This is a genomic window from Geitlerinema sp. PCC 7407 (assembly GCF_000317045.1).
In the GTDB taxonomy this organism is placed as follows: domain Bacteria; phylum Cyanobacteriota; class Cyanobacteriia; order PCC-7407; family PCC-7407; genus PCC-7407.
Window position 1 is genome coordinate 1877112 of record NC_019703.1, and the last position, 19633, is coordinate 1896744.

The 19633-nt window shown below is 58.9% G+C and carries 20 protein-coding genes; 10 read left to right on the forward strand and 10 right to left on the reverse strand.

All coding sequences use genetic code 11. The annotated features are described in order from the left end of the window. Positions 1–74 precede the first annotated feature (74 nt). Positions 75–800, forward strand: a complete 726-nt coding sequence (locus tag GEI7407_RS07935) for an SDR family oxidoreductase (RefSeq protein ID WP_015171625.1) — start codon at positions 75–77, stop codon at positions 798–800. 286 nt (positions 801–1086) lie between these two features. Next, on the forward strand, positions 1087–1758 hold the full coding sequence (folE, locus tag GEI7407_RS07940; RefSeq protein ID WP_015171626.1) for a GTP cyclohydrolase I FolE: 672 nt from the start codon (positions 1087–1089) through the stop codon (positions 1756–1758). A 120-nt stretch (positions 1759–1878) separates the two neighbouring features. Here the strand turns inward: folE and GEI7407_RS07945 are convergent, their stop codons facing one another. After that, on the reverse strand, positions 1879–2541 hold the full coding sequence (locus tag GEI7407_RS07945; protein WP_015171627.1) for a phosphoribosylanthranilate isomerase: 663 nt from the start codon (positions 2539–2541) through the stop codon (positions 1879–1881). A gap of 150 nt (positions 2542–2691) precedes the next feature. Here GEI7407_RS07945 and psaK point away from each other — a divergent pair, with 150 nt between their 5' ends. Then, positions 2692–2967 (forward strand): photosystem I reaction center subunit PsaK, encoded by a 276-nt coding sequence (gene psaK, locus GEI7407_RS07950; RefSeq protein WP_015171628.1) that lies wholly within the window; start codon positions 2692–2694, stop codon positions 2965–2967. A gap of 63 nt (positions 2968–3030) precedes the next feature. On the opposite strand, the gene GEI7407_RS20975 is transcribed toward psaK, so the two are convergent. After that, positions 3031–3378 (reverse strand): hypothetical protein, encoded by a 348-nt coding sequence (locus tag GEI7407_RS20975; protein ID WP_150109736.1) that lies wholly within the window; start codon positions 3376–3378, stop codon positions 3031–3033. A gap of 158 nt (positions 3379–3536) precedes the next feature. Here GEI7407_RS20975 and GEI7407_RS07955 point away from each other — a divergent pair, with 158 nt between their 5' ends. Beyond that, the gene (locus tag GEI7407_RS07955) at positions 3537–4769 is read left to right on the forward strand and encodes a site-2 protease family protein (RefSeq protein WP_015171629.1); all 1233 of its coding nucleotides are present in this window, start codon (positions 3537–3539) and stop codon (positions 4767–4769) included. Here GEI7407_RS07955 and GEI7407_RS07960 read toward each other — a convergent pair. The 4 genes from GEI7407_RS07960 to glnA form a co-directional block, all read right to left on the reverse strand. Further along, the gene (locus GEI7407_RS07960; RefSeq protein WP_015171630.1) at positions 4750–5520 is read right to left on the reverse strand and encodes a biotin/lipoate A/B protein ligase family protein; all 771 of its coding nucleotides are present in this window, start codon (positions 5518–5520) and stop codon (positions 4750–4752) included. The genes GEI7407_RS07955 and GEI7407_RS07960 overlap by 20 nt on opposite strands. 3 nt (positions 5521–5523) lie before the next feature. Beyond that, positions 5524–6024, reverse strand: coding sequence for a YbjN domain-containing protein (locus GEI7407_RS07965; protein WP_015171631.1), 501 nt, complete (start codon positions 6022–6024; stop codon positions 5524–5526). 190 nt (positions 6025–6214) lie between these two features. Beyond that, a complete protein-coding gene (locus tag GEI7407_RS07970) occupies positions 6215–7114 on the reverse strand; it encodes a ferritin-like domain-containing protein (RefSeq protein ID WP_015171632.1) in 900 nt (299 codons plus the stop codon). A 140-nt stretch (positions 7115–7254) separates the two neighbouring features. Then, positions 7255–8676, reverse strand: a complete 1422-nt coding sequence (gene glnA, locus GEI7407_RS07975; protein ID WP_015171633.1) for a type I glutamate--ammonia ligase — start codon at positions 8674–8676, stop codon at positions 7255–7257. 560 nt (positions 8677–9236) lie between these two features. Here glnA and GEI7407_RS07980 point away from each other — a divergent pair. The 4 genes from GEI7407_RS07980 to GEI7407_RS07995 all read left to right on the forward strand — a co-directional run bounded on the left by GEI7407_RS07980 (position 9237) and on the right by GEI7407_RS07995 (position 12904). Continuing rightward, entirely contained in the window at positions 9237–9482 is a 246-nt protein-coding gene (locus tag GEI7407_RS07980; protein WP_015171634.1) for a hypothetical protein, read from the forward strand. 665 nt (positions 9483–10147) lie between these two features. Further along, positions 10148–10657, forward strand: coding sequence for an allophycocyanin subunit beta (gene apcB, locus GEI7407_RS07985; RefSeq protein WP_015171635.1), 510 nt, complete (start codon positions 10148–10150; stop codon positions 10655–10657). Positions 10658–10754: 97 nt separating this feature from the next. Beyond that, positions 10755–11672 carry an NAD(P)-dependent oxidoreductase gene (locus GEI7407_RS07990; protein WP_015171636.1) on the forward strand — a complete coding sequence of 306 codons (918 nt, stop codon included), beginning with the start codon at positions 10755–10757 and terminating at the stop codon, positions 11670–11672. A 2-nt stretch (positions 11673–11674) separates the two neighbouring features. After that, complete coding sequence (locus GEI7407_RS07995) at positions 11675–12904, forward strand: NAD(P)/FAD-dependent oxidoreductase (RefSeq protein ID WP_015171637.1); 1230 nt, start codon at positions 11675–11677, stop codon at positions 12902–12904. Positions 12905–13056: 152 nt separating this feature from the next. Here the strand turns inward: GEI7407_RS07995 and GEI7407_RS08000 are convergent, their stop codons facing one another. Further along, the gene (locus tag GEI7407_RS08000) at positions 13057–13809 is read right to left on the reverse strand and encodes a HEAT repeat domain-containing protein (protein ID WP_015171638.1); all 753 of its coding nucleotides are present in this window, start codon (positions 13807–13809) and stop codon (positions 13057–13059) included. Positions 13810–14030: 221 nt separating this feature from the next. Between GEI7407_RS08000 and GEI7407_RS08005 the strand changes: the two genes are divergently transcribed. Next, entirely contained in the window at positions 14031–14987 is a 957-nt protein-coding gene (locus tag GEI7407_RS08005) for a hypothetical protein (protein WP_150109737.1), read from the forward strand. A 76-nt stretch (positions 14988–15063) separates the two neighbouring features. Here GEI7407_RS08005 and GEI7407_RS08010 read toward each other — a convergent pair whose 3' ends face one another. The 3 genes from GEI7407_RS08010 to GEI7407_RS08020 all read right to left on the reverse strand — a co-directional run bounded on the left by GEI7407_RS08010 (position 15064) and on the right by GEI7407_RS08020 (position 18242). Next, positions 15064–16236: a DNA double-strand break repair nuclease NurA gene (locus GEI7407_RS08010; protein WP_015171640.1), complete on the reverse strand. Its 1173-nt coding sequence runs from the start codon at positions 16234–16236 to the stop codon at positions 15064–15066. A gap of 31 nt (positions 16237–16267) precedes the next feature. Next, entirely contained in the window at positions 16268–16924 is a 657-nt protein-coding gene (locus tag GEI7407_RS08015) for an HAD family hydrolase (RefSeq protein WP_015171641.1), read from the reverse strand. 124 nt (positions 16925–17048) lie between these two features. Continuing rightward, positions 17049–18242, reverse strand: a complete 1194-nt coding sequence (locus tag GEI7407_RS08020) for an NAD(P)/FAD-dependent oxidoreductase (RefSeq protein ID WP_015171642.1) — start codon at positions 18240–18242, stop codon at positions 17049–17051. A 306-nt stretch (positions 18243–18548) separates the two neighbouring features. Between GEI7407_RS08020 and GEI7407_RS08025 the strand changes: the two genes are divergently transcribed. Then, the gene (locus GEI7407_RS08025) at positions 18549–19448 is read left to right on the forward strand and encodes a M48 family metallopeptidase (protein WP_015171643.1); all 900 of its coding nucleotides are present in this window, start codon (positions 18549–18551) and stop codon (positions 19446–19448) included. Positions 19449–19633: the final 185 nt, after the last annotated feature.

The window sequence follows — 19633 nt, forward strand, 5'->3', positions numbered from 1 at the left end:
GCGTGAAATCTGGCTTGGCTGAAGTATTGATGGTTGGTTCATGCTCTCCCTTGGAAGGCGACTAGATAGGCTTCATGACTTTGACTGAAAAACGTCGTGCCCTGATTACCGGGGCAAGTAGCGGGATTGGTAAAGCAACGGCGATCGCCTTTGCTCGGGCCGGGATTGATCTGGTGCTGGTCAGCCGGTCGCGAGAGGCTTTGGCAGCGGTGGCGGCTGAGGCGGAGGCCTTGGGCGCGCAGGCTGCGGTGTGCCCGCTGGATTTGTCCCTGGTGGATCAGGTAAAGCCCAGCATGGCGGCGATCGCGGCGTCAGAAGGCCCAATCGACATCGTCGTGAATGCGGCGGGCATGGCCTACACCGGCCCCCTGAGCGAAATGTCCTTGGCGGACTGGCAGCGAGTGCTGGATCTCAACTTGACCAGCGTTTTTCTTGGAATCCAGGGACTGTTGCCGACCCTGCGCCAGCAGGGCCAAAGCACCATTATCAACGTGGCCTCGGTGGCGTCCTATCAAGCGTTTCCGGATTGGGGAGCCTACTGTGCCAGCAAGTTTGCGCTGCTGGGGTTTTCGAAGGCGCTGGCGGCGGAGGAGCGCGCCCACGGGGTGCGCGTAGCGGTGATCGCCCCTGGGTCGGTCAACACGTCGCTGTGGGACACCGACACAGTCCATGCAGATTTCGATCGCTCCAAGATGCTGAAGCCTGAGGTAGTTGCCCAAGCAATTTTGCAAATGGTGCAGATGCCTCAGGAGGCGGTGGTAGAAGAACTCATGCTGATGCCCAGCGTGGGAACTTTCTAGGGAGCGATCGCGCTGACCATCGCTCCCTTTAGCTCCTAGGTGAGGAGCCCCGCGTCGATACCCGCTTGGGGATGAGCGTGGGAGAAAGGGGCGGTGATGTTGAACCGTCTTTTGTATGGGTTCAAGTCTGCGGTGGGGCATCCCGTGGACTGAAAACAAAGCTCAGGAAACGCCCGATGCGATCGCAGGGGTCACTGAGAAGCCTACACTGGATGCGTCAGCGTCCGTGCAGGAGTATGTCACTTTTCGACACTCACCCTAACGGAAATTTTGTCCGGAACTTGCTATGACTATTGCTCAAAACGGATCCAACGGTTCGGCATCGACTTCCCAAATCCCTCAGGCCCAGGCTCTCTCGGCCAACGGCAATGGCTCTGCGGAAGTGGGCCATGACGAGATGATGGAGGCGGTGCGGACGATGCTCCTAGGGGTGGGCGAAGACCCCGAGCGTGAAGGACTGCTCAAGACCCCCAAGCGGGTTGCTGAAGCGATGCGCTTCTTGACCAGCGGCTACAGCCAGTCCCTCGACCAGTTGGTGAATGGCGCCATCTTTGATGAAGGCCACAATGAGATGGTCTTGGTGCGAGACATTGATGTCTTTAGCCTCTGCGAGCACCACATGCTGCCCTTCATCGGTAAGGCGCACGTTGCCTACATCCCGAACCAAAAAGTGGTGGGTCTGAGCAAGCTCGCTCGCATTGTGGAGATGTATTCTCGCCGCTTGCAGGTCCAAGAGCGTCTGACGCGCCAGGTGGCTGAAGCGATCCAAGAGATCCTCGAGCCCCAGGGTGTGGCAGTGGTGATGGAAGCAACCCACATGTGCATGGTGATGCGGGGTGTCCAAAAGCCAGGTTCTTGGACAGTGACCAGCGCGATGGTGGGTGTCTTCGAGGAAGAATTCAAGACCCGTGAGGAGTTCCTCAACCTGATTCGTCACCGTCCGTCGATCTTGATGTAAGCCTGATTTGGCAGCTTGGGCCTGAGGCATTATCAGGCTGAGCAAAGCGAAGAGAGCGATCGCAGAGGGCGCCATAAACGCGCGTTCTGCGATCGCTTCTTGCTGCCAAAACAGTGGCCGTTAAAGAGCCGCCGCTGCCTGAAAAGCGGCGATCGCCTGGAAGATCTGCTCGACCTTGACGAGGTTTTTGTCGCCAGGGGCGTTTTCGACTCCGCTGGAGAGATCGATACCGCTAGGCTGTAGGCTTGTCAGCGCAGCCTGGAGATTGTCGGGAGTGAGGCCACCAGCCAGCAGCCAGGGCAGAGGCGGCCGAAAAGCTTTCAGCATGCTCCAGTCGAGGGTTTCTCCCGTGCCGCCCCAAAGGTGAGGATGGTAGGCATCTAAAAGCAGGGCGTCAACGCAGTCAAAGTAGGGCGGAATGGCCGCGATCGCCTCGGCATCTTTGATCCGCAGGGCTTTGATCAGGCTGATCTCGGGCAGGTGCTGGCGCAGCTGCTGACAAAACTCCGGGGACTCGGTGCCGTGGAGCTGAATTCCGCTCAGTTGGGCGATCGCCGCGGTGCGCTGAATCTCGTCGAGGCTGGCATTCACAAAGACCCCAATCCGCTCAACTCGCGACCCGCGATCGTCCGCCAGCAGGGCCTCAGTCACGGTGCGAATTTGCTCCGGCGCGACGTAGCGCGGTGATGCTGGGACACAGATAAAGCCAAGGGCTGTCGCTCCGAGACGAGCGATCGCCACACCTTGATCAGGGCGAGTAATGCCGCAAATTTTGACGCGCATAGACTTGGGAGAAGGACCAGGGAAAGGGCAGGGGACTTGTAGCAAAACTTTAGATAACTGTTAACTCTTAAAACGAATCACGTTTAATTGCGACGCGCTTCTTATAATCCTAAGTGCTTGTACCTAAGCTTTTAGGCAGGAGTTAGTAAATTGATTTCGAACCTCTTTTTAGCTGTTCAGTCGACCACTCCCACCACGGTTAGCTGGTCTCCGAGTGTTGCGATCGTCATGATCGTCTGCAATCTTCTGGCGATCGTCATCGGCCGCTACGCCATCCAAAAGCGCGGCGTTGGCCCCTCACTGCCGGTAGAACTCCCCGCACTCTTTACTGGCTTTGGTTTGCCTGAGCTGCTCGCGACGACGAGCTTTGGTCACTTGTTGGGTGCTGGAGCCATTCTCGGCCTTGCCAATGCTGGAGTGCTCTGACTTGAAGCCCCTGCAAGAGCAGCACTCACGCCTCTAACCATTATCCAAGACCATCTCCAAATCCTAAGGGTGGGAGAGCATTAGAGCGACCTTTGCTTGCCAAAGGAGCGGTGATGTTTTCCCGCCCTTTTGTCTGGCTAAATCTCTATCTTGAGAGATGACGTTTGGCTGCTGGTTGGAAAAGGAGAAAAAGACCGAAGAACTCTGCCAAAGGCAGTAGCAATGCTGGTCATGAGAGCAGGCGATCGCGCCAAGGCGAACCAAAAAATTCCAATAAAATAGAGTTATTGGGCGGCTTTGATCATCAATTGTGTCGATATTGAGCGTCGAAGCTTCCTGATAGGAATCTAAGACGGCAAAACGGATGATGGCTCGATCCAATTTTGTTTTGGCTGAATTGCAAAATTCCAACTCAAATTGCAGTCTGACAGCCTGACCCAGTTAGGCGATCGCCCTCATCCTCTGACCTTTACTTTGAAAAAAGTCTCCATCGACTGGCCGCCGCTCTTAGCGCAAGTCATTTTGGCTGGAATCGCTGATAAGCCGCTCTCACCCTCTAGGACGTTTTTATGAAATCAGGCTGGAAAATCGGCACCCTTTTTGGCATCCCCTTGTACATCGATTCGTCGTGGCTGTTTATCTTGGTGCTGATGACGTTTTCCTACAGCCTTAGTTGGCAGGGGCTCTATCCCGAGTGGAGCACGACTTTGGCCTGGGTCGCTGGGTTTACCATGGCGGTCTTGTTGTTTGCCTCGGTACTGCTCCACGAGCTGGGCCATAGCCTGGTAGCGCGCTCCCAAGGCATCAAGGTCAACTCCATTACGCTTTTTCTGTTTGGGGGGATTGCGTCCATTGAGCAAGAATCCAAGACGCCTGGACAAGCTTTTCAAGTAGCGATCGCTGGCCCCGCCGTGAGTTTCTCCCTCGCGCTGCTGCTGACGCTGGGGCACCAGTTTCTCCCCCTGCCCAACTCTGTGGGCGTGATTGCCGAGAGCCTAGCCTTCATCAATTTGGTGCTGGCCCTGTTTAATTTGATTCCGGGGCTGCCCCTAGACGGGGGGCAGGTCCTCAAGTCCGTTGTTTGGAAAATTACGGGAAGTCGCTTTCAGGGCGTACACTGGGCTGCTCGCAGCGGCAAATTTTTGGGCTGGTCGGCCATTTCCCTGGGAATTTTTGGCTACCTGATGACGAGTCGCCTGCTGCCGTGGGCCTGGATCGGGCTGCTGGGCTGGTTTGGTGTGCGCAACGCCAACGCCTACGATCGCCTAACGGATCTGCAAGAGGCGCTGACCTCCCTGACAGCGGCGGATGCGATGACGCGCGAATTTCGGGTGGTGGATGCGGACATGACCCTGCGATCGTTCGCCGATGAGTATCTGCTGGGCGAAAATCGTCCGCCGGTGTATTTTGCGGCTTCAGACGGACGCTATCGCGGCATGGTGCTGATCGAGGATCTGCGCCAAACTGAGCGCAGCCTGTGGGAGCGCGAAACCCTAAACGCGATCGCCCGCCCCCTCGCTCAGATTCCCTCGGTCCAAGAAAAGTCTTCCCTAGTAACCGTAATCAATTTGCTGGAAGATCAGCAGCTGGCGCGCCTGACGGTGCTGACGCCGGCAGGCGCAGTTGCCGGCGTGATCGATCGCGGGGACACCGTGCGCGCCCTAGCGGAGCGCCTCAACCTGGCCATTACCGACGCAGAAATCAAGCGTATCAAGGAAGAAGGCAGCTACCCGCCCGGGTTCCAGCTACAGGCGATCGCCCGCACGGCCAACGTAGAGACGGTCACTGAATCTGCTCCCTAGGCTGGAGCTGAACCGAAAACCGAGGGGCGATCGCCCGAACTTGCTCCCACTCGTGAGCCGAAAGGGGCAGAGTTTGCAGGGTGATGCCCCAGCATTGACAAGCTGCCTGGCTCAGGGCCTGAATGATTGCCGGGGGATCGAAACTCGCGAACTCTTGGCTTTCTGGCCCTGCGGTGGGCGCTTGCTCCCCGAAGAGGGTCTTTTCTAGGGCGGCATTGGGCTGGAGCCGCATCGAGCCATGCTGCAAAATAGCTGAGCCTTGGCGTAGCTGAGCGCTACCGATGAGCTTGTAGCCGTCGCGAGTGACCAGATCGGCGCCGGTCGCTGTGGCGAAGCAGCTGGGATTGCCGATGTAGCCTCGGCCCGCAGTGCCGTAGACGAGCTCGACCCCGAGCGATCGCCAGCCCTCCACCAAAAACTCGCACAGGCTCTGATAAATGGCCATTCGATGGCCCGATCGCCCAGAATCTACCACAGCGTAGGTCAAGTCACCGCCGTGCAGCACCCCCCGGCCTCCGCTGGGGCGCCTCACAATCTCTAGAGGCTGGCCGTCCCAGCTCAAGCTGTGCCACTGCGACGGCCAGTCCTTTTGGTGATATCCCAGCGAAATCGCTGCTGCCGACCAGGTGTAGAACCGCAGGCTGGGCGGATGACTTGCTGCGCGATGCTGCTCCAGCAGCCACCAGTCCAGCGCCATTTGGATAGCCCCTGGAGCGTCTAGGGGAGGAATGTAGCGCCAGAGTGTCTGCACCAGTTAGGCAGCACCAAACTCATGCTGGAGGGCATCGTCGTTGTCATCGGCAATGGTGGCAACCACGGTGATGGCGCGGGAAATCTCGCCCGGCGAGAGCTCAGCAACGGTGCGGCTGCTCAGGATGACCACGCAGCTGTTGAAGATGCCAAAGCGCGCCTCAAAGGTGTCAGACCAGTTCATCTCTAGCAGTTTGCGCATGAGCCGACCTTCATCCTTGGCTGGCAAGGGCAGCACGGTGGACCAAACCGTAAACGTGTCCTCATCCGTGAGGCCGGTCAGCTGAACAAACACCTCAACGCTGCCGTAGGTGAATTTCCACAGATAACCATCGGCCGTATGACTCACCATGGCGCTTTGATTTTGCTCCAGGCTAGAGATCACGGTCTCGATCACATCGACGTGGTTTTGGCCAGTGGTCTCTTCCAAGAGCGTCTCTGTCAAGCTTTCATCCGAGCGGGCTTGAGTAGCAACCGTTTCTGGATCGGGTTGGTATGCGTTCATACGACTTTTTACTGAGAACTGTCGACAGTATAGACACAGTCGCAGTGTAGCCTAAGCAAGACTGGACGGACTGAACTTAAGTATTGTCTAATCTCTGGCGCCTCTGAAAAGCTCAGGGAGGGGGCGATCGCCTTGCGAGAACCCTCTTGTCGCAGGCATCTCGAGCGATCGCCCCTCTCAGGCGCCGCTTCTAAGCCGTCGTCTTTGCCTGGGGCTTTTCAATCCCCTTCAGGCCATTGAGGAACATCGGCACAAACCGCTCCATGAAAGCTTGAGGATCGCGCTTCCAAACACGCTGCGCTGCGGTCAGACGGGTGATCTGCAAATCCGGCGCCAGCAGCGTTTGGGGCAGGCGCTCCATCAGGTACTGTGGCCGCTGCCAGACCGGTAGCGTATTGGCGATTTCCAGCAAATGGCTGACCCGCCGCAGCTCGGCCCCCAGGGTAATATCCATCCCGGCCTCAAACGCTGCCTGCTCGATCGCTGCGTAGCGCTGCTTCGCGGCTTCCACTTTCTGGCGATGAGCTGGGCTTTTTTCTGCATACTGGGCCAGCCAGCGATTGCCCCAGCGCACGTGACCCGCCTCCTCCGGCAGAATGCGGGCGATCGTCTCGTAGATAGCCTGATTTTCAGCGGTGTCGGGTGCTGCCTTGAGGGCGTGAAGGTGGGCTGAGAAATACTCGCAGCCGCGCTTTTCGGTGACATTAATCGCCGCGAGAGACGAGATCACAAAGTCATCCAGGCGATTTTCGGGGTCTTGGCCCTCCCCGTCCAGCAGTCGCTCAAACTCGTCAATGTAGGAGGCACCGAGGGGCGTACCGACCTCTGCGCCCAGATCTACCAGCAAGTCAGTCAGCCACATGGCGTGCCGCGCCTCATCAGAAACGTGGCGCGATAAATCGCGAACCAGCTCCTTGGGTTGGCCGTTGAGCTGCTCGATCAGGTTCGTCAGGTCTTTGCAGCTGCGTTGCTCGCTGTAGCGGTACCGGTTCAGGGTAATCAAATGAATTTCGCGATCGCGCACGACCCCAGCCATCACGTCACGGGCACTCAGGGTATTGCGCAGCTTGCGCGGGTAGGCAACGGTCATGTTTTATGGACTTTTGTAAACAGCCATTTTGATCCTAGCGCGGCCTCTTGGGGAAAAAAGGCCCAATTAAAAAGCAGCCGCCCGAAGGCGACTGCTTTTGGAGCTCTCAGCCTAGGCTGAGGCACTCAAACTGCCACGTTTTAGCAGTCGTAGTACAGCGCGAACTCGTAGGGGTGAGGACGCAGACGCATCGGGTTCACCTCGTTGTCGAGCTTGTACTCGATCCAGTTGTTGATGAAGTCTTCAGTGAAGACGCCACCCGCGGTCAAGAACTCGTGGTCTGCTTCCAGAGCCTTCAGCGCGTCCAGCAGAGAGCCAGGCGTCGAAGGAATCTTCGCCAGCTCCTCAGGGCTCAGGTCGTAGATGTCCACATCCAGCGGATCGCCCGGATCAATCTCGTTCTTGATCCCGTCGATACCGGCGCACAGCATTGCTGCGAAAGCCAGGTAGGGGTTGCAGGTTGCGTCGGGGCAACGGAACTCAAGGCGCTTGGCCTTGGGATTGGTGCCCGACAGCGGGATCCGGATGGAAGCAGAGCGGTTGCCCTGGGAGTAAGCCAGGTTCACAGGTGCCTCAAAGCCCGGCACCAAGCGCTTGTAGGAGTTGGTGGTGGGGTTGGTGAGGGCGAGCAGGGCAGGAGCGTGCTTCAGGATACCGCCGATGTAGTGCAGCGCCATTTTGCTGAGGTTGGCGTAGTCGTCACCCCAGAACAGCGGCTGGCCATCCTTCCAGATGGACTGGTGGGTGTGCATGCCGGAGCCGTTGTCGTTGAAGAGGGGCTTGGGCATGAAAGTAACGGTCTTGCCGTACTTCTTGGCGACGTTCTTGATGACGTACTTGTAGGTCATCAGGTGGTCGGCAGCGCGCACCAGCGTGTCGAAGCGGAAGCCAAGCTCGTTCTGGCCACCGGTCGCGACTTCGTGGTGGTGCTTCTCGATGGGGACGCCGCACTCTGCCATGGTCAGCAGCATTTCGGTGCGGATGTCCTGGGCGGTGTCAGTGGGAGCAACGGGGAAGTAGCCTTCTTTGTAGCGAGGCTTGTAACCCAGGTTTCCACCGGGCTCTTCCTTGCCGGAGTTCCAGCGACCTTCGACGGAGTCTACGTAGTAGTAGCTCTTGTTCTCGCTTTGGTCGTAACGAACGTCGTCGAAGATAAAGAATTCTGCTTCAGGGCCGACGAAAGCGGTGTCGCCAATGCCGGTGGAGCTTAGGTAGTCGATGGCCTTGCGGGCAATGGTCCGGGGGCAGCGGTTGTACCACTCACCGGTGCGAGGCTCTTTGATGCTGCAGATCATGCTGAGGGTGGGCTCAGCCATGAAGGGGTCGATCCACGCCGTGGTGGGGTCCGGCACCATGGACATGTCGGATTCGTTGATGGCTTTCCAACCCCGGATGCTGGAGCCGTCGAAGGGCACGCCTTCGTCAAAGGAGGACTCGTCGATCTGGTCGTAGTAGAACGAGCAGTGCTGCCAGATGCCTGGCATGTCAATGAACTTGAGGTCAATGATCTTAATGCCTTTCTCTTTGATCAGGCTCAAGACTTCTTGTGGGGTTTCAGGCATGAACTACTCCTTATCGATGGGCTGACTCAACAATCAGGGAGGGAAACATCCACTATACGTTCTTTGGAAACGCCAGCGAACAGCAATTTTCACAGAAGGGGCGGGCGATCGCAGCGATTAAATGAGCTACGTCGCGAGGGACTGTGCTTGCTCTGGTTGGGAGCAAGGGGAGCTTGCTGTCAATCGGCGGTGGGGATACCTGATGAAGGAAGTGCCCGCGTTGGTCGTGGCCCAGACTGATGATTTGGGCTGGGTTGGATGGGCTTAGTGGAAAAGCCCCGCTGAGCGATCGCCCACCGTCCATGGGTTGTAATTGAACGGTTCTGAATCATCCTATGGATTGGTTTGGCGACATTTTGTATCAACCAATACAAAACGAGGCTGCCTCGGCAAAACTTCAGGGCGATCGCGCAGATGATTTAAACCCTCTGGACCTGCTAGAGGCTTTTTGGTCAAGAAAGTTAAAAAATGTATCTTGTTTTACAGAATCGCGGAGTCAACAGGCGATCGCTGCCTAGAATAGTAGCCATGGCTACCGTTTAGAGTTCGGGGTTCTTCCCATGACATTGGGCAACATCGATCGGCAAGAAGCGCTCCAGTATCGGCCTGGACAAAGGGTCGAGCTAAAGCAGCGTCCCGGCACGTTTGACGTGATCGCAGCCTACGATTCGGAGATGGTGCCGCCGATTACCCTTGAGAATGACCCCCAGCCGCGCTACCCCGAAGAACTCTCTGTCTGCTCCAATCAGCGCCGTCTCGGATGGTTGGCTTTCGGAGATTCGTTTCAGATGCAGCGCTCTGCCTAAACGCGGCGCCTCTGGCACGTTCTGCTACTAGCTTGACGTTGTGAAATATGTGCTAGTGGCTTAGAAGCAATTGCTTTCTGGGGCCTGACTCCCATAGCTATTGCATACAAAATTCTCTAAAAACAAGCGGCCCATTGCTCGTGAAGGCAGATGGGCCGCTTGTTTTTGAAAATCAGGCTCGTTAGCGACTTAAGGTTAATTTCGGTTTTCTAGGTTTTGTATCCTGCTGCATTTTTGTAGGCGGGCCACCTTGGATGCATAGGAATGAATGGAGGCGATCGCCGGGCTGAAGCCTCGACAGTTTTAAGAAAAATAACAATTATTCATTTGAATCCCTCTGAAGCTGAAACCATCTCAATCAGGGGAACGCCGCGTGATAAACTTGACCCTGGATTCTCCAAGCGGAAAAACCCGATAAAAGGCTGTGGGTAAAGCTTTCAGCGGTGCGATCGCCTAACGTTGATAGAGCACTCCCCCGCCAAGTGGATATAAACTTTGGGAATCCCCTGGACTGAGTGCACTTCTGTTTCAGGCCAGGTCCGAGGCAAACTGACCCCAGTTCACCAAAGTTTACAAATGTTCTCAGTTGAAAACTTGATTGAGACATGGGGGGGTCAGATATTAGTAACTTGCTGATAGGAATCAACTGTTGGGAGAAGGATTTTATGCGGGACGCTGTAACGAGCCTGATCGCAAACTATGACATCAAGGGACGTTACCTGGACCGAGACGCGATTGACACGCTGAAATCGTATTTTGGTAGCGGCATGGCCCGCGTTCAGGTGGCTGCTTCTATCAATGCCGATGCTGCTGCCATTGTGAAGCAGGCAGGCTCTCAGCTTTTTGAAGTCGTCCCTGAACTGATCCGCCCCGGCGGAAATGCCTACACGACTCGTCGCTATGCTGCTTGTCTGCGGGACATGGACTACTACCTGCGCTATGCGACCTATGCGCTGGTGGCGGGCGATACGGATGTGCTCGATGAGCGCGTCCTGGAAGGGCTGCGGGAAACCTACAACTCTCTGGGTGTGCCCATCGGTCCGACGGTGCAGGGCATCCAGATCATGAAGGAAATCGTGAAGGAGCGGGCTGCGAAGGCCGGAATTGCTGACACGTCCTTTGTGGACCAGCCCTTTGACTATATGACTCGGGAGCTGAGCGAGAAGAACCTGTAAGAGGGTGCGATCGCCTGCTGCATTCCCCAAATAGAGAAGTGAAAAGTCCGCCTAGGCGGACTTTTGTGTGTTTGAGCCTAGGAGCCTCGGAGCGACGATGCAAGTATCTAGGAGCGATCGCCCGTTTACTGGTCCCCAAGAGACGCTGCTGGTGACGGGCGCCAGCGGCTTTTTGGGCTGGAATTTGTGTCAGCAAGCGGCCCAGCGGTGGCGGGTCGTGGGAACCTATGGCGCTCACCCTGTGGCGATCGCTGGCGTAGAAATGCGGCCGGTGGATCTGACGGATGAGGGGGCGATCGCCGCTCTGATGGCGTCTGTGCAGCCTGCGGCGGTGATCCATCTGGCGGCCCAGTCGAGCCCCAATATCTGTCAGCGATCGCCGGAGGTGTCGCATCGAATTAATGTGGATGCTGCGGTGCTGCTGGCGAAACTGTGCGCCGATCGCGCGATTCCGCTGGTCTTTACCTCGACGGACTTGGTGTTTGACGGACGGCGATCGCCCTACCGAGAAGCAGATCCGGTGAATCCGATCAGCGTGTACGGCGAGCAAAAAGCCATCGCTGAGGAGAAAATCTTGAGCCTTTATCCGCGGGCGGCGGTGTGCCGGATGCCTTTGATGTTTGGCGAGGCGGGGCCGGTGGCCAAAAGCTTCTTGCAGTGGATGCTAGAGACCCTGCGATCGGGCCAGGAGCTGGCGCTGTTTACGGACGAATTTCGCACGCCGGTCAGCGGAAGGGCGGCCGTTCAGGGACTGCTCCTGGCCCTCCAGCAGGGCGTCAGCGGCCTGCTCCATCTGGGCGGCCCCGAACGCATTGCGCGCTACGAGTTTGGGCAGCGCTTGGCTGAAGTGATGGATCTGCCGAGGGACTTGATCCGGCCCTGCTCCCAGGCCTCTGTGGCGTCGGCTGCTCCTCGGCCTGCCGATGTTTCCTTGGTCAGTACCCAGGCCTTTGGGCTGGGCTATCGGCCCCAGCCGCTGCTGGCGGAGTTAACAGCACTGCGGGGACGCGTTTAGCAATGGTACAGACTGATGAGCCAGTGATTGTGATTGGTGGCGGGGCGGCGGGGTTTTTTGGGGCGATCGCCTGTGCCGAGGCCCATCCCGATCGTCACGTGATCCTGCTGGAGGCGGGCCAGCAGCCCTTGGGCAAGGTGCGCATTTCCGGCGGTGGCCGCTGTAATGTCACCCACGCCTGCTTCGAGCCAGGGGCGCTGGTGCAAAACTATCCTCGGGGCGGCAAAGCCCTGCGGGGGCCGTTTACGCGCTTCCAGCCCAAGGATACGGTGGCGTGGTTTCAGCGGCGGGGTGTGACCCTCAAAACCGAAGCCGACGGGCGCATGTTTCCCGTCACCGACAGCTCGGAGACCATTGTGGAGTGCTTGTGGCAAGGGGCGCGGCGATCGGGCGTCGAGATCCGCCTGGGGTCGCCTGTAGTGGCCGTGGAGCCTCAAGCAGCGGGCTTTGAGGTTGCCCTGCGATCGGGCGATCGCCTTCGGTGCGATCGTCTCCTGCTGGCCACCGGCAGCCAGCCCCAGGGCCACCGGATCGCCCAGAGCCTAGGGCACCACATTGAGCCTCCGGTCCCCTCTCTCTTTACCTTCAATGTTCCTGATCCTGCGCTGCGAGCTTTGGCCGGAGTTGCGCTGGACGCGGCCCATCTGCGCCTCAGCCTCGGCACCCAAAAATTTGAACAGACGGGGCCGCTCTTGGTGACCCACTGGGGCCTGAGCGGACCAGCGGTGCTCAAGCTGTCGGCCTGGGCCGCGCGATCGCTCCACGAGTGTCGCTACCAGACCACGCTGCAAATCAACTGGCTGCCCGGCGAAAACCTGGAAACGGCTCGCCAGAGGCTGCTAGAGGCGCGATCGCAAATGCCCCAGCGCACCCTGAGTGCCCATCGCCCCGTGGCCCTGCCGCGCCGCCTGTGGGACTATCTCCTAGGCCGCGCCCAGCTCCAGCTCGATGCTCGCTGGGCAGAGCTGTCCAATAAAAGCCTCAATCACCTCGCCCTAGAGCTCGTCCAGGGCCAGTACCCAATTCGCGGCAAAAGCACCTTCAAAGAAGAGTTCGTGACTTGTGGCGGCGTCTCGCTCAAGGAAGTCAACTTCAAAACCCTCGAGAGTCGCCTGTGCCCCGGCCTCTACTTCGCCGGCGAAGTGCTCGACATTGACGGCGTCACCGGCGGCTTCAATTTCCAAAGCGCCTGGACAACGGCTTGGCTAGCGGGGCAGGCCATGGGCAACTGACCCACTCTCAGGACTACCCGATCGGACAGCATAGAGCGTCCTGCTGCGACATTCAACGCTGTCGCGAAGCCTGTTCGTTGTTCATAGGCGTTTGTTTGTGCACGTCGGAGCGGCCAGAGGGCCGCTGTTCCCACAAGACCTTAGAAGTGCCTCTAGAGAAAGCCTTCCTGCTCTAGCTCTTCGATGATTTGCAGGGCTCGGGCGTCACCGACCTTGAGCAGCGAGGCTTTGGCGTCTTCCTGAACCCCCACGTCTTCGTCTTCGACTAGGGCCTCGATCAGGCCATCAATGGCCCCTGCGTAGATGGCATTAGACGGGAGCTCGCGGCAGATTTGGCCCAGGGACCAGGCGCAGTTGCTGCGCACCACGGGCATGGGGTCCTTCAGCAGCGCCTGAATCAGCGCAGGAACCGCTCCAACCGCAGTTTCGTAGTCCACTTCGGCCATCTGACCGAGGGAGCTGGCAGCCCAGAGGCGCACGGCGGCAATGTCGGTTTTGAGGGCGTTCAAAAGAGGATGCAGGGAGCGGCGATCGCGGCAGTTACCCAAGGCCCACACAACCCCCTTTCGGACGTAGCCGTTCCAGTCGCGCTTGAGCTGGTCAATCAGCGGATCCACGGCGGAAGCGTCAGGGTTGCGGCCTAGGGCGTAGGCGGCGCTCACGCGAACCAAGGGGCAGGCATCGGTCAACAAACCGATCAAAGGCGAAACGGCCCGCGCGTCCTGAAGTTCGCAGAAGGCGCGCGCAGCTAGCATCCGCTGGGACTTGTCCGGCGAGTGCAGCAGCGCCAGCATCAGATCCGGGTCGGGTCTGGCGGTTTCCTCGTCTACCGGGCCAAGCTTGTCGAGCGGACTTTCTAAGCTTTCGTCAGCGTCTAAAACGCTCAGATCTTCATCGTCGTACATACCTGTACTTTACCAAAACCTGTGCTCCTAAAAAGCCCTCTGTCAGGCTTTGCTTCTGGAGAGCGATAAGAGTGCAATCGCTGATGGGGCAAAGGATTACTCAGAAAGTTAAGAAAACTTAAATTTGTTGTCCTGATCCCTGCTCACTGTTTGTGATTTGGTATGCTACGGCACACTGCTATGCACTGATTCTGTCCAGCGTACGTCTAGTGGGGTCAATCGTGACAACGGATTACCTAGAGCCTTATCGCCGTCTTGCTCGTTCCATTCGCTTTGTGCCGCCCCAGTGGCCCAAGGAGCGCTCCTATGGGACTTTAACGGAGCCCGCGACGCTAAAGCCTCTGCCAGCAGCGTCCTCTCAGACTCCCGCAGGAACGGCCATGGCGGAGGAGCCGGTGGGACCACCGGTGGATCCGTTCGTGCACGTTGATGCTTTGATCCAGGGGGCGGTGACCCAGCAGACGGTCCTGCCGGTGGTGTATCAGATTCCGGAGAATCCGGGCGATCGCATTGCGCGGCTGTCCCAGGCAGCGCCAGCGCCTGCGGAGGCTGCAGTGTCTATGCCCAAGTTCCCCAACCCAGACGACTATCGCGAGATCGATCCGGCGGCGATCGCCCCGCCAGCAGCCCCTGCTCCAGAGCCCGAAGCCAAAACCCCTGAAGCGCCTGCGGCTGTGCCGGAGCCGGAAGTGGCGTCTAAACCAGCGGCAGTGGAAGAGCCGATCGCCCCAGAACCCGTCGCAGAAGCGCCGGTTGCTGAAGAAGCGGTTGTTATAGAAGAACCGGCTGCCGAAGCGCCCGCAGCGGCGATCGCGCCTGAGCCAGAACCGGTTGCAGAACCCGCTGCCGAAGCGCCAGTTGCTGAAGAATCTGCGCCTGAGCCGGTAGCGACAGCCGAGGCACCTGCGGAAGCAGCGGCGATCGCTCCTGAAGCGCCCTCTGAGCCCGTGGCTGAAACTGCGCCCGAGCCGATCGCTGAAGCGCCTGCTGAGGCGGCGCCTGAACCGGTGGCTGATGCCACTGAGCCCGCGCCGTCGACAACCCGCACCTCCCGCTCCACCAAAGCCAGCCGCACCAAAACTCAGTCCAAGGCCGAGTCTAACGGTACAGACAAGCGTTCCTCCCAAGGCTTTGGGGCATCCTCCTCGCGCCGCTCCTCCAAGCGCAAGTCTCGTTAACCGTGACATCTCGCAGCTAGCAAACACTGCGTAAACGGCGATCGCCCCCAGACCAAAATCTGGGGGTTTTTTGTGTCTAGCGTCGCCGCACCTTGCTGACCATTTTGCGAGAGAGGCGCAGGTTGAGATTTTCCTGCTCGGCCCAGTCCTGCAAGATCCGCAGGAACATCTGGCGATCGCTGCTTTGGAGGACAGCCGTTTGGTCAGCCGTCTCGATCACGTAGGGGTAGCCGCTGCCGATGATCACCTCGCCGCGCACCCAGTCCATCACGCGATCGAGCCAGCCCGCTTCATAAACCCATAAGGGAATCTCCAGGCGGGCCGGATAGCCATCGTGGGTTGTTTTGAGGTACGTGAAAGCAATCTGGTGGGCCTGCTCCTGGTACTCGCTGAGGATGCCCGATCGCTGGGAGAGAAACAGCGGCGTGCGATCGCCCCACACCATGTTCCAGTGAAAAAGCTGCGCATCGTGGACAGCCTGGGCCTCCGGCAGCTGGTGCAGCCGCTGGAGCATCAGCGTCAGGTCGCGAGCGTAGGAAGTGTCGATGTAGCCGACCAGCGGCACGCGGCAAGCCTCGCTGGTGCGCAGCAGGTTGAGCAGACACCGGACATAAAAGTCGCGGGTTTCGCCATCAAACGTGTCCGCGAACGAGGCGATCAGCGCTCCATCGAAGAACACCAAACACTCCTCGCAGTGGGCCTTTTCCTCCATGTAGCGGACCAGGCGCTCAGTCTCCATCTCAAAGCGCCGCATGTTGACCCGCCGATCCACCGGCTCGCCGCTGTTGTTGGCTTTGAGCTCCGCGGGTGTCATCACGTCTAGGGCAATGTCCTTGGTGTACTGACCGCTCGGGAGATGGAGATTTTCGAACCAGCCGATCTGCACGAGCGCCACCGGGATCGACCAGTCCTTGCTGGGGAAAATCTGGGACCCGTCCACCGCAAAGGTCGCAATGCCGGTCAGGCGATCGCGCACCCAGGCCAAGCTTTCCTGGCGATTTTGCCAGCGCAGGTTGGCCGGCAGGACCCAGTTGGGCAGGGCCTCAAAGGGCTCTAGGATCGTCGCGCCGGGATTAGAGGCGATCGCCCGCTGCAGCTGCTCTGCCAGCACCTCCGAAGACGCCTGAGAGCTGCGCTCTAGGGCGCTGCGATACTGCTGCACCAGTCGCATCGCCTCAACGTCAAACTGCTTGAAATCGTCTCGCTTTTGGCGCAGCAGCGCGAAAACTTGGGAGGGCTTGATAGGCATAGAGACCGACGAGTAAAAGAACGAAAAATGCCTAGCCGACCGCCCGCTGGAGCCAGATGGGGTATAGGCCCTGGGCTTTTGCGCCCTGGTAATCCTCGTCGTAGCTGTCGCCGATGTGCCACGCCTCTTCCGGCAGGCAGTCGTGCTTTTCTAGGGCCGCTGCAAAGATGCCTGGCTCGGGTTTGGCGGCGCTGACCTCCGAGGAAATTGTGATGGAGCTGAAGTAGGGCGCGAGTCCCAGGGCCTTGAGCACCAGATGCAGCCGAGAGTCAAAATTGGAAATGATGCCAAGCTGAATCCCTTGGCGCTGCCAGTGCTCCAGAGAAGGGCGGACATCGGGCGGCATGACCCAGGGATGGGCCGTCGCGAAATAGGAGTAGAGATCCGTAAAAAAGCTGGCAAAGTCCACGAACTGCTGGAGCGCATCGGCCCGCTCAAAGGTCTGGAAAACGACCGACTTCCACCACTCAAACTCGGCGGCGGGCAGCCGCGATCGCTCCACCCCCGGGAAAATCGGCGGCGGCGCAGCCTGGAAGCTGGCGCGAAAAGCCCGCTCGAGAACATGGCCCGGCACATCCACGCCATGCTTGCTGGCGATCTGGCTGTACACTTCTCCCACGCTGCCCTGTACATCAAACAGCGTACCGACAGCATCGAGAAAGATAACTTTGGGTTTGGGTCGCTTCATAGTCCCTGGCGTCCAGCGATCGCATCGGCTGCCCTAGGACGAGCCCCAAGCGCAGCCGATTGTTGCATTCTTCCCCGCTATCCTACAGCAGACCCACCCCAAAGTTGGCCGTATCGTTGATGGCTTAAGGCTTGAGGAGTTCTCGCAGCGGCTGAGTCATCCAGTTCAAGCCGACCTTGATTTGGTGGTCGATCGTGGGCATTCGGTATAGATAGGCCAAGCGCCGCGCGATGTGAGCTAGGGAACCGTCCAGGGTGATGCCTAGGCCCGTCAGGGTCGCATTGTCGATGCCCAGGGAAAGCATTTCGCCGAAGTGCTGATAGCGGAAGGGCAGCAGCGGACGCCCGGTGATGGCCGCCCACAGGTTCCAGCCGACGTAGTCCGCCGCCTGGAAGGCGGCTTGGGCGGTGGGAGCGATCTGCTGGCCCTCGGCGTCGCGGGTGTCTGCGAGGTCTCCGAGGGCAAAAATGTGGGGATGATCAACCACCTGGAGGGTGCTCAGGGTCGTGATTTGGCCGCGAGGATTGCGGGCGAAAGGCAGCGAAGCAACCACGCTGGGCGGCTTGCTGCCGACGGTCCACAGCACGATATCGACAGGAATTGTGTCGGTTTGGCCCTTGTACAGGAGCGAAAGGCTATCTGGCCCAACGGATTCAATTTTGGTCTCTAGATCGATCCAGACGCCGCGCTCTTCCAGGGCTTTTTGGGCGGCGGTGCGATTGAAGTCGGGGGAGGTGCGCAGGATCTGGTCGCTGAGCTCCACGAGGCGGATTCGGCCGCGATCGCCCAGCCGATCGGCCAGCTTGCAGGCGAGCTCGACGCCGCTGTAGCCCGCTCCAGCGATCGCCACGCGGATTTTCTCCGCTGCGGACGCCTCTAGCAGGCGCAGCTGCTCCTGGAGGCGGTAGGCGTCAGCGATCGCCCGAAACGGAATCGCGTGCTCTGCCACGCCGGGGACGCCGTCCAGGGGCGTTTCGCCGCCGAGGGCCAAAACCAGATAGTCGTAGTCTAGGGCCGTCTCGTCCTGCAAGGTCACGCGCTTGGCATTGACGTCAATGTTCGCCACGCAGCCTTGCTGAAACCGAATCCCAGTGCTAGCCAGCAGCTCAGCATAGGGCGGCGCAATTTCCCAGGTTTCCATCTCGCCGGTCACCAGCTCATAAAGCAGCGGCAGAAATAGAAAGCGATCGTGCTGATCCATCAAGACAATCTCGGGTTTTGGCTGATTTTCCCAAGGGAGCTGGCTCAGGCGCAGAGCGGTGTAGAGGCCACCAAAGCCTCCGCCCAAAATACAAATTTTTGTCGATGGTTCAGTCATAGGTCCGGCACGACGATGCTTGGGGCAGGGTTTTCTCGCTACAGTTCCCAGAATAGCAAGGCTATCGGGAGACGAGGCAGCGCTGCCGAGAGCTGGGGGGAGACGTCCTGGGGTTCCCTGTCTTCTGGGGCAAGATTGCGGGCCAAAGGCAACCTCCCAGGCAAAATCTGCGTCGTGCAGCTTAGTGATTTTGGGAACTCTGGTCTAGGTCGGCCTCAGCGCGATCGCCCCTTTGCTTCGGACCCGGTGCGAAAATTGACCTAGAACTCCGTCCCGCTGTTGCTCATATTCCTCACACCGTTCATCATGGCTAACTTTCTGTCTCCGCTCACTAAGCTTTTGCCGCGTCGGTGGCTATATTCTGCCCTGTCCCTCACCATTGCTCTGGGTATCTGCGTTGGGACGCCCTACGCAGGCCAGGCAGCGTCGCTGTTTGATCTGATCTTTCGCGGCATCCAGGTGATCCAGCTCTCCAATATCTCCGATCGTCAAGAGGTCCAGATTGGTCGCCAGATCAACCAGCAGCTGGTCAGTCGCGAGGTGCGGCTCTATCGAGACCCAGCAATCAATGACTATGTCAACCAAGTCGGGCAGCGCATTGCGTCGACGAGTTCTCGGCCCAATCTGCCCTACACCTTCCAGGTGGTCCGGGACGACAGCGTGAATGCCTTTGCGACCATGGGCGGTTTCGTCTACGTCAATACGGGTCTGCTGAAAGCCGCCGAAAACGAAGCGCAGTTGGCGAGTGTGCTGGCTCACGAAACGGGACATATTGCCGGACGCCACGCGATCCAGCAGATGCGTCAGGCGGTGATCGCCCAGGGTTTGACCGAGGCCGCCGGGATTGACAGCAGCATCGCGGTGCAGATCGGGGTGGACCTGGCGGTGCGCCGTCCCAACAGCCGCAAAGACGAGCTAGAGGCCGATAACCTGGGGATTACGAACCTGCGGCGGGCGGGCTACGCCCCCGAAGCGGCGATCGCCTTCATGGAGAAACTCCAGGGCGGTGGCGGTCCGGCATTCCTGCGGACCCACCCCCACCCCCAAGATCGCGTATCGGCGATGCGTCGGCAGATCGGCCAATCTGAAACCTTCGACGGCTCTGAAGAAGCTTCCAGTGGCGTTTCTGACTCCTCTGCGGGAGTCACGGGCGATCGCGGTCTAGACAACGCAGCCTACCGCGCCAAGATTCAGCGCCTGCTGTAGGGTGACTGGGGCTGCTTCTCCAAGTTGAAAATTTCAGCTCTCAACCAAAGGCCTCCCAGATTTCTGGGAGGCCTTTGGTTTGCATCGGCACTGCGTGTGAACCTGATGCGTAAATTGGACGGATTAAAACCAGATCAGAAGAAATTTTGGCTCAAAGTCAAGCCGCTCACCGAGCAGCAACGTCG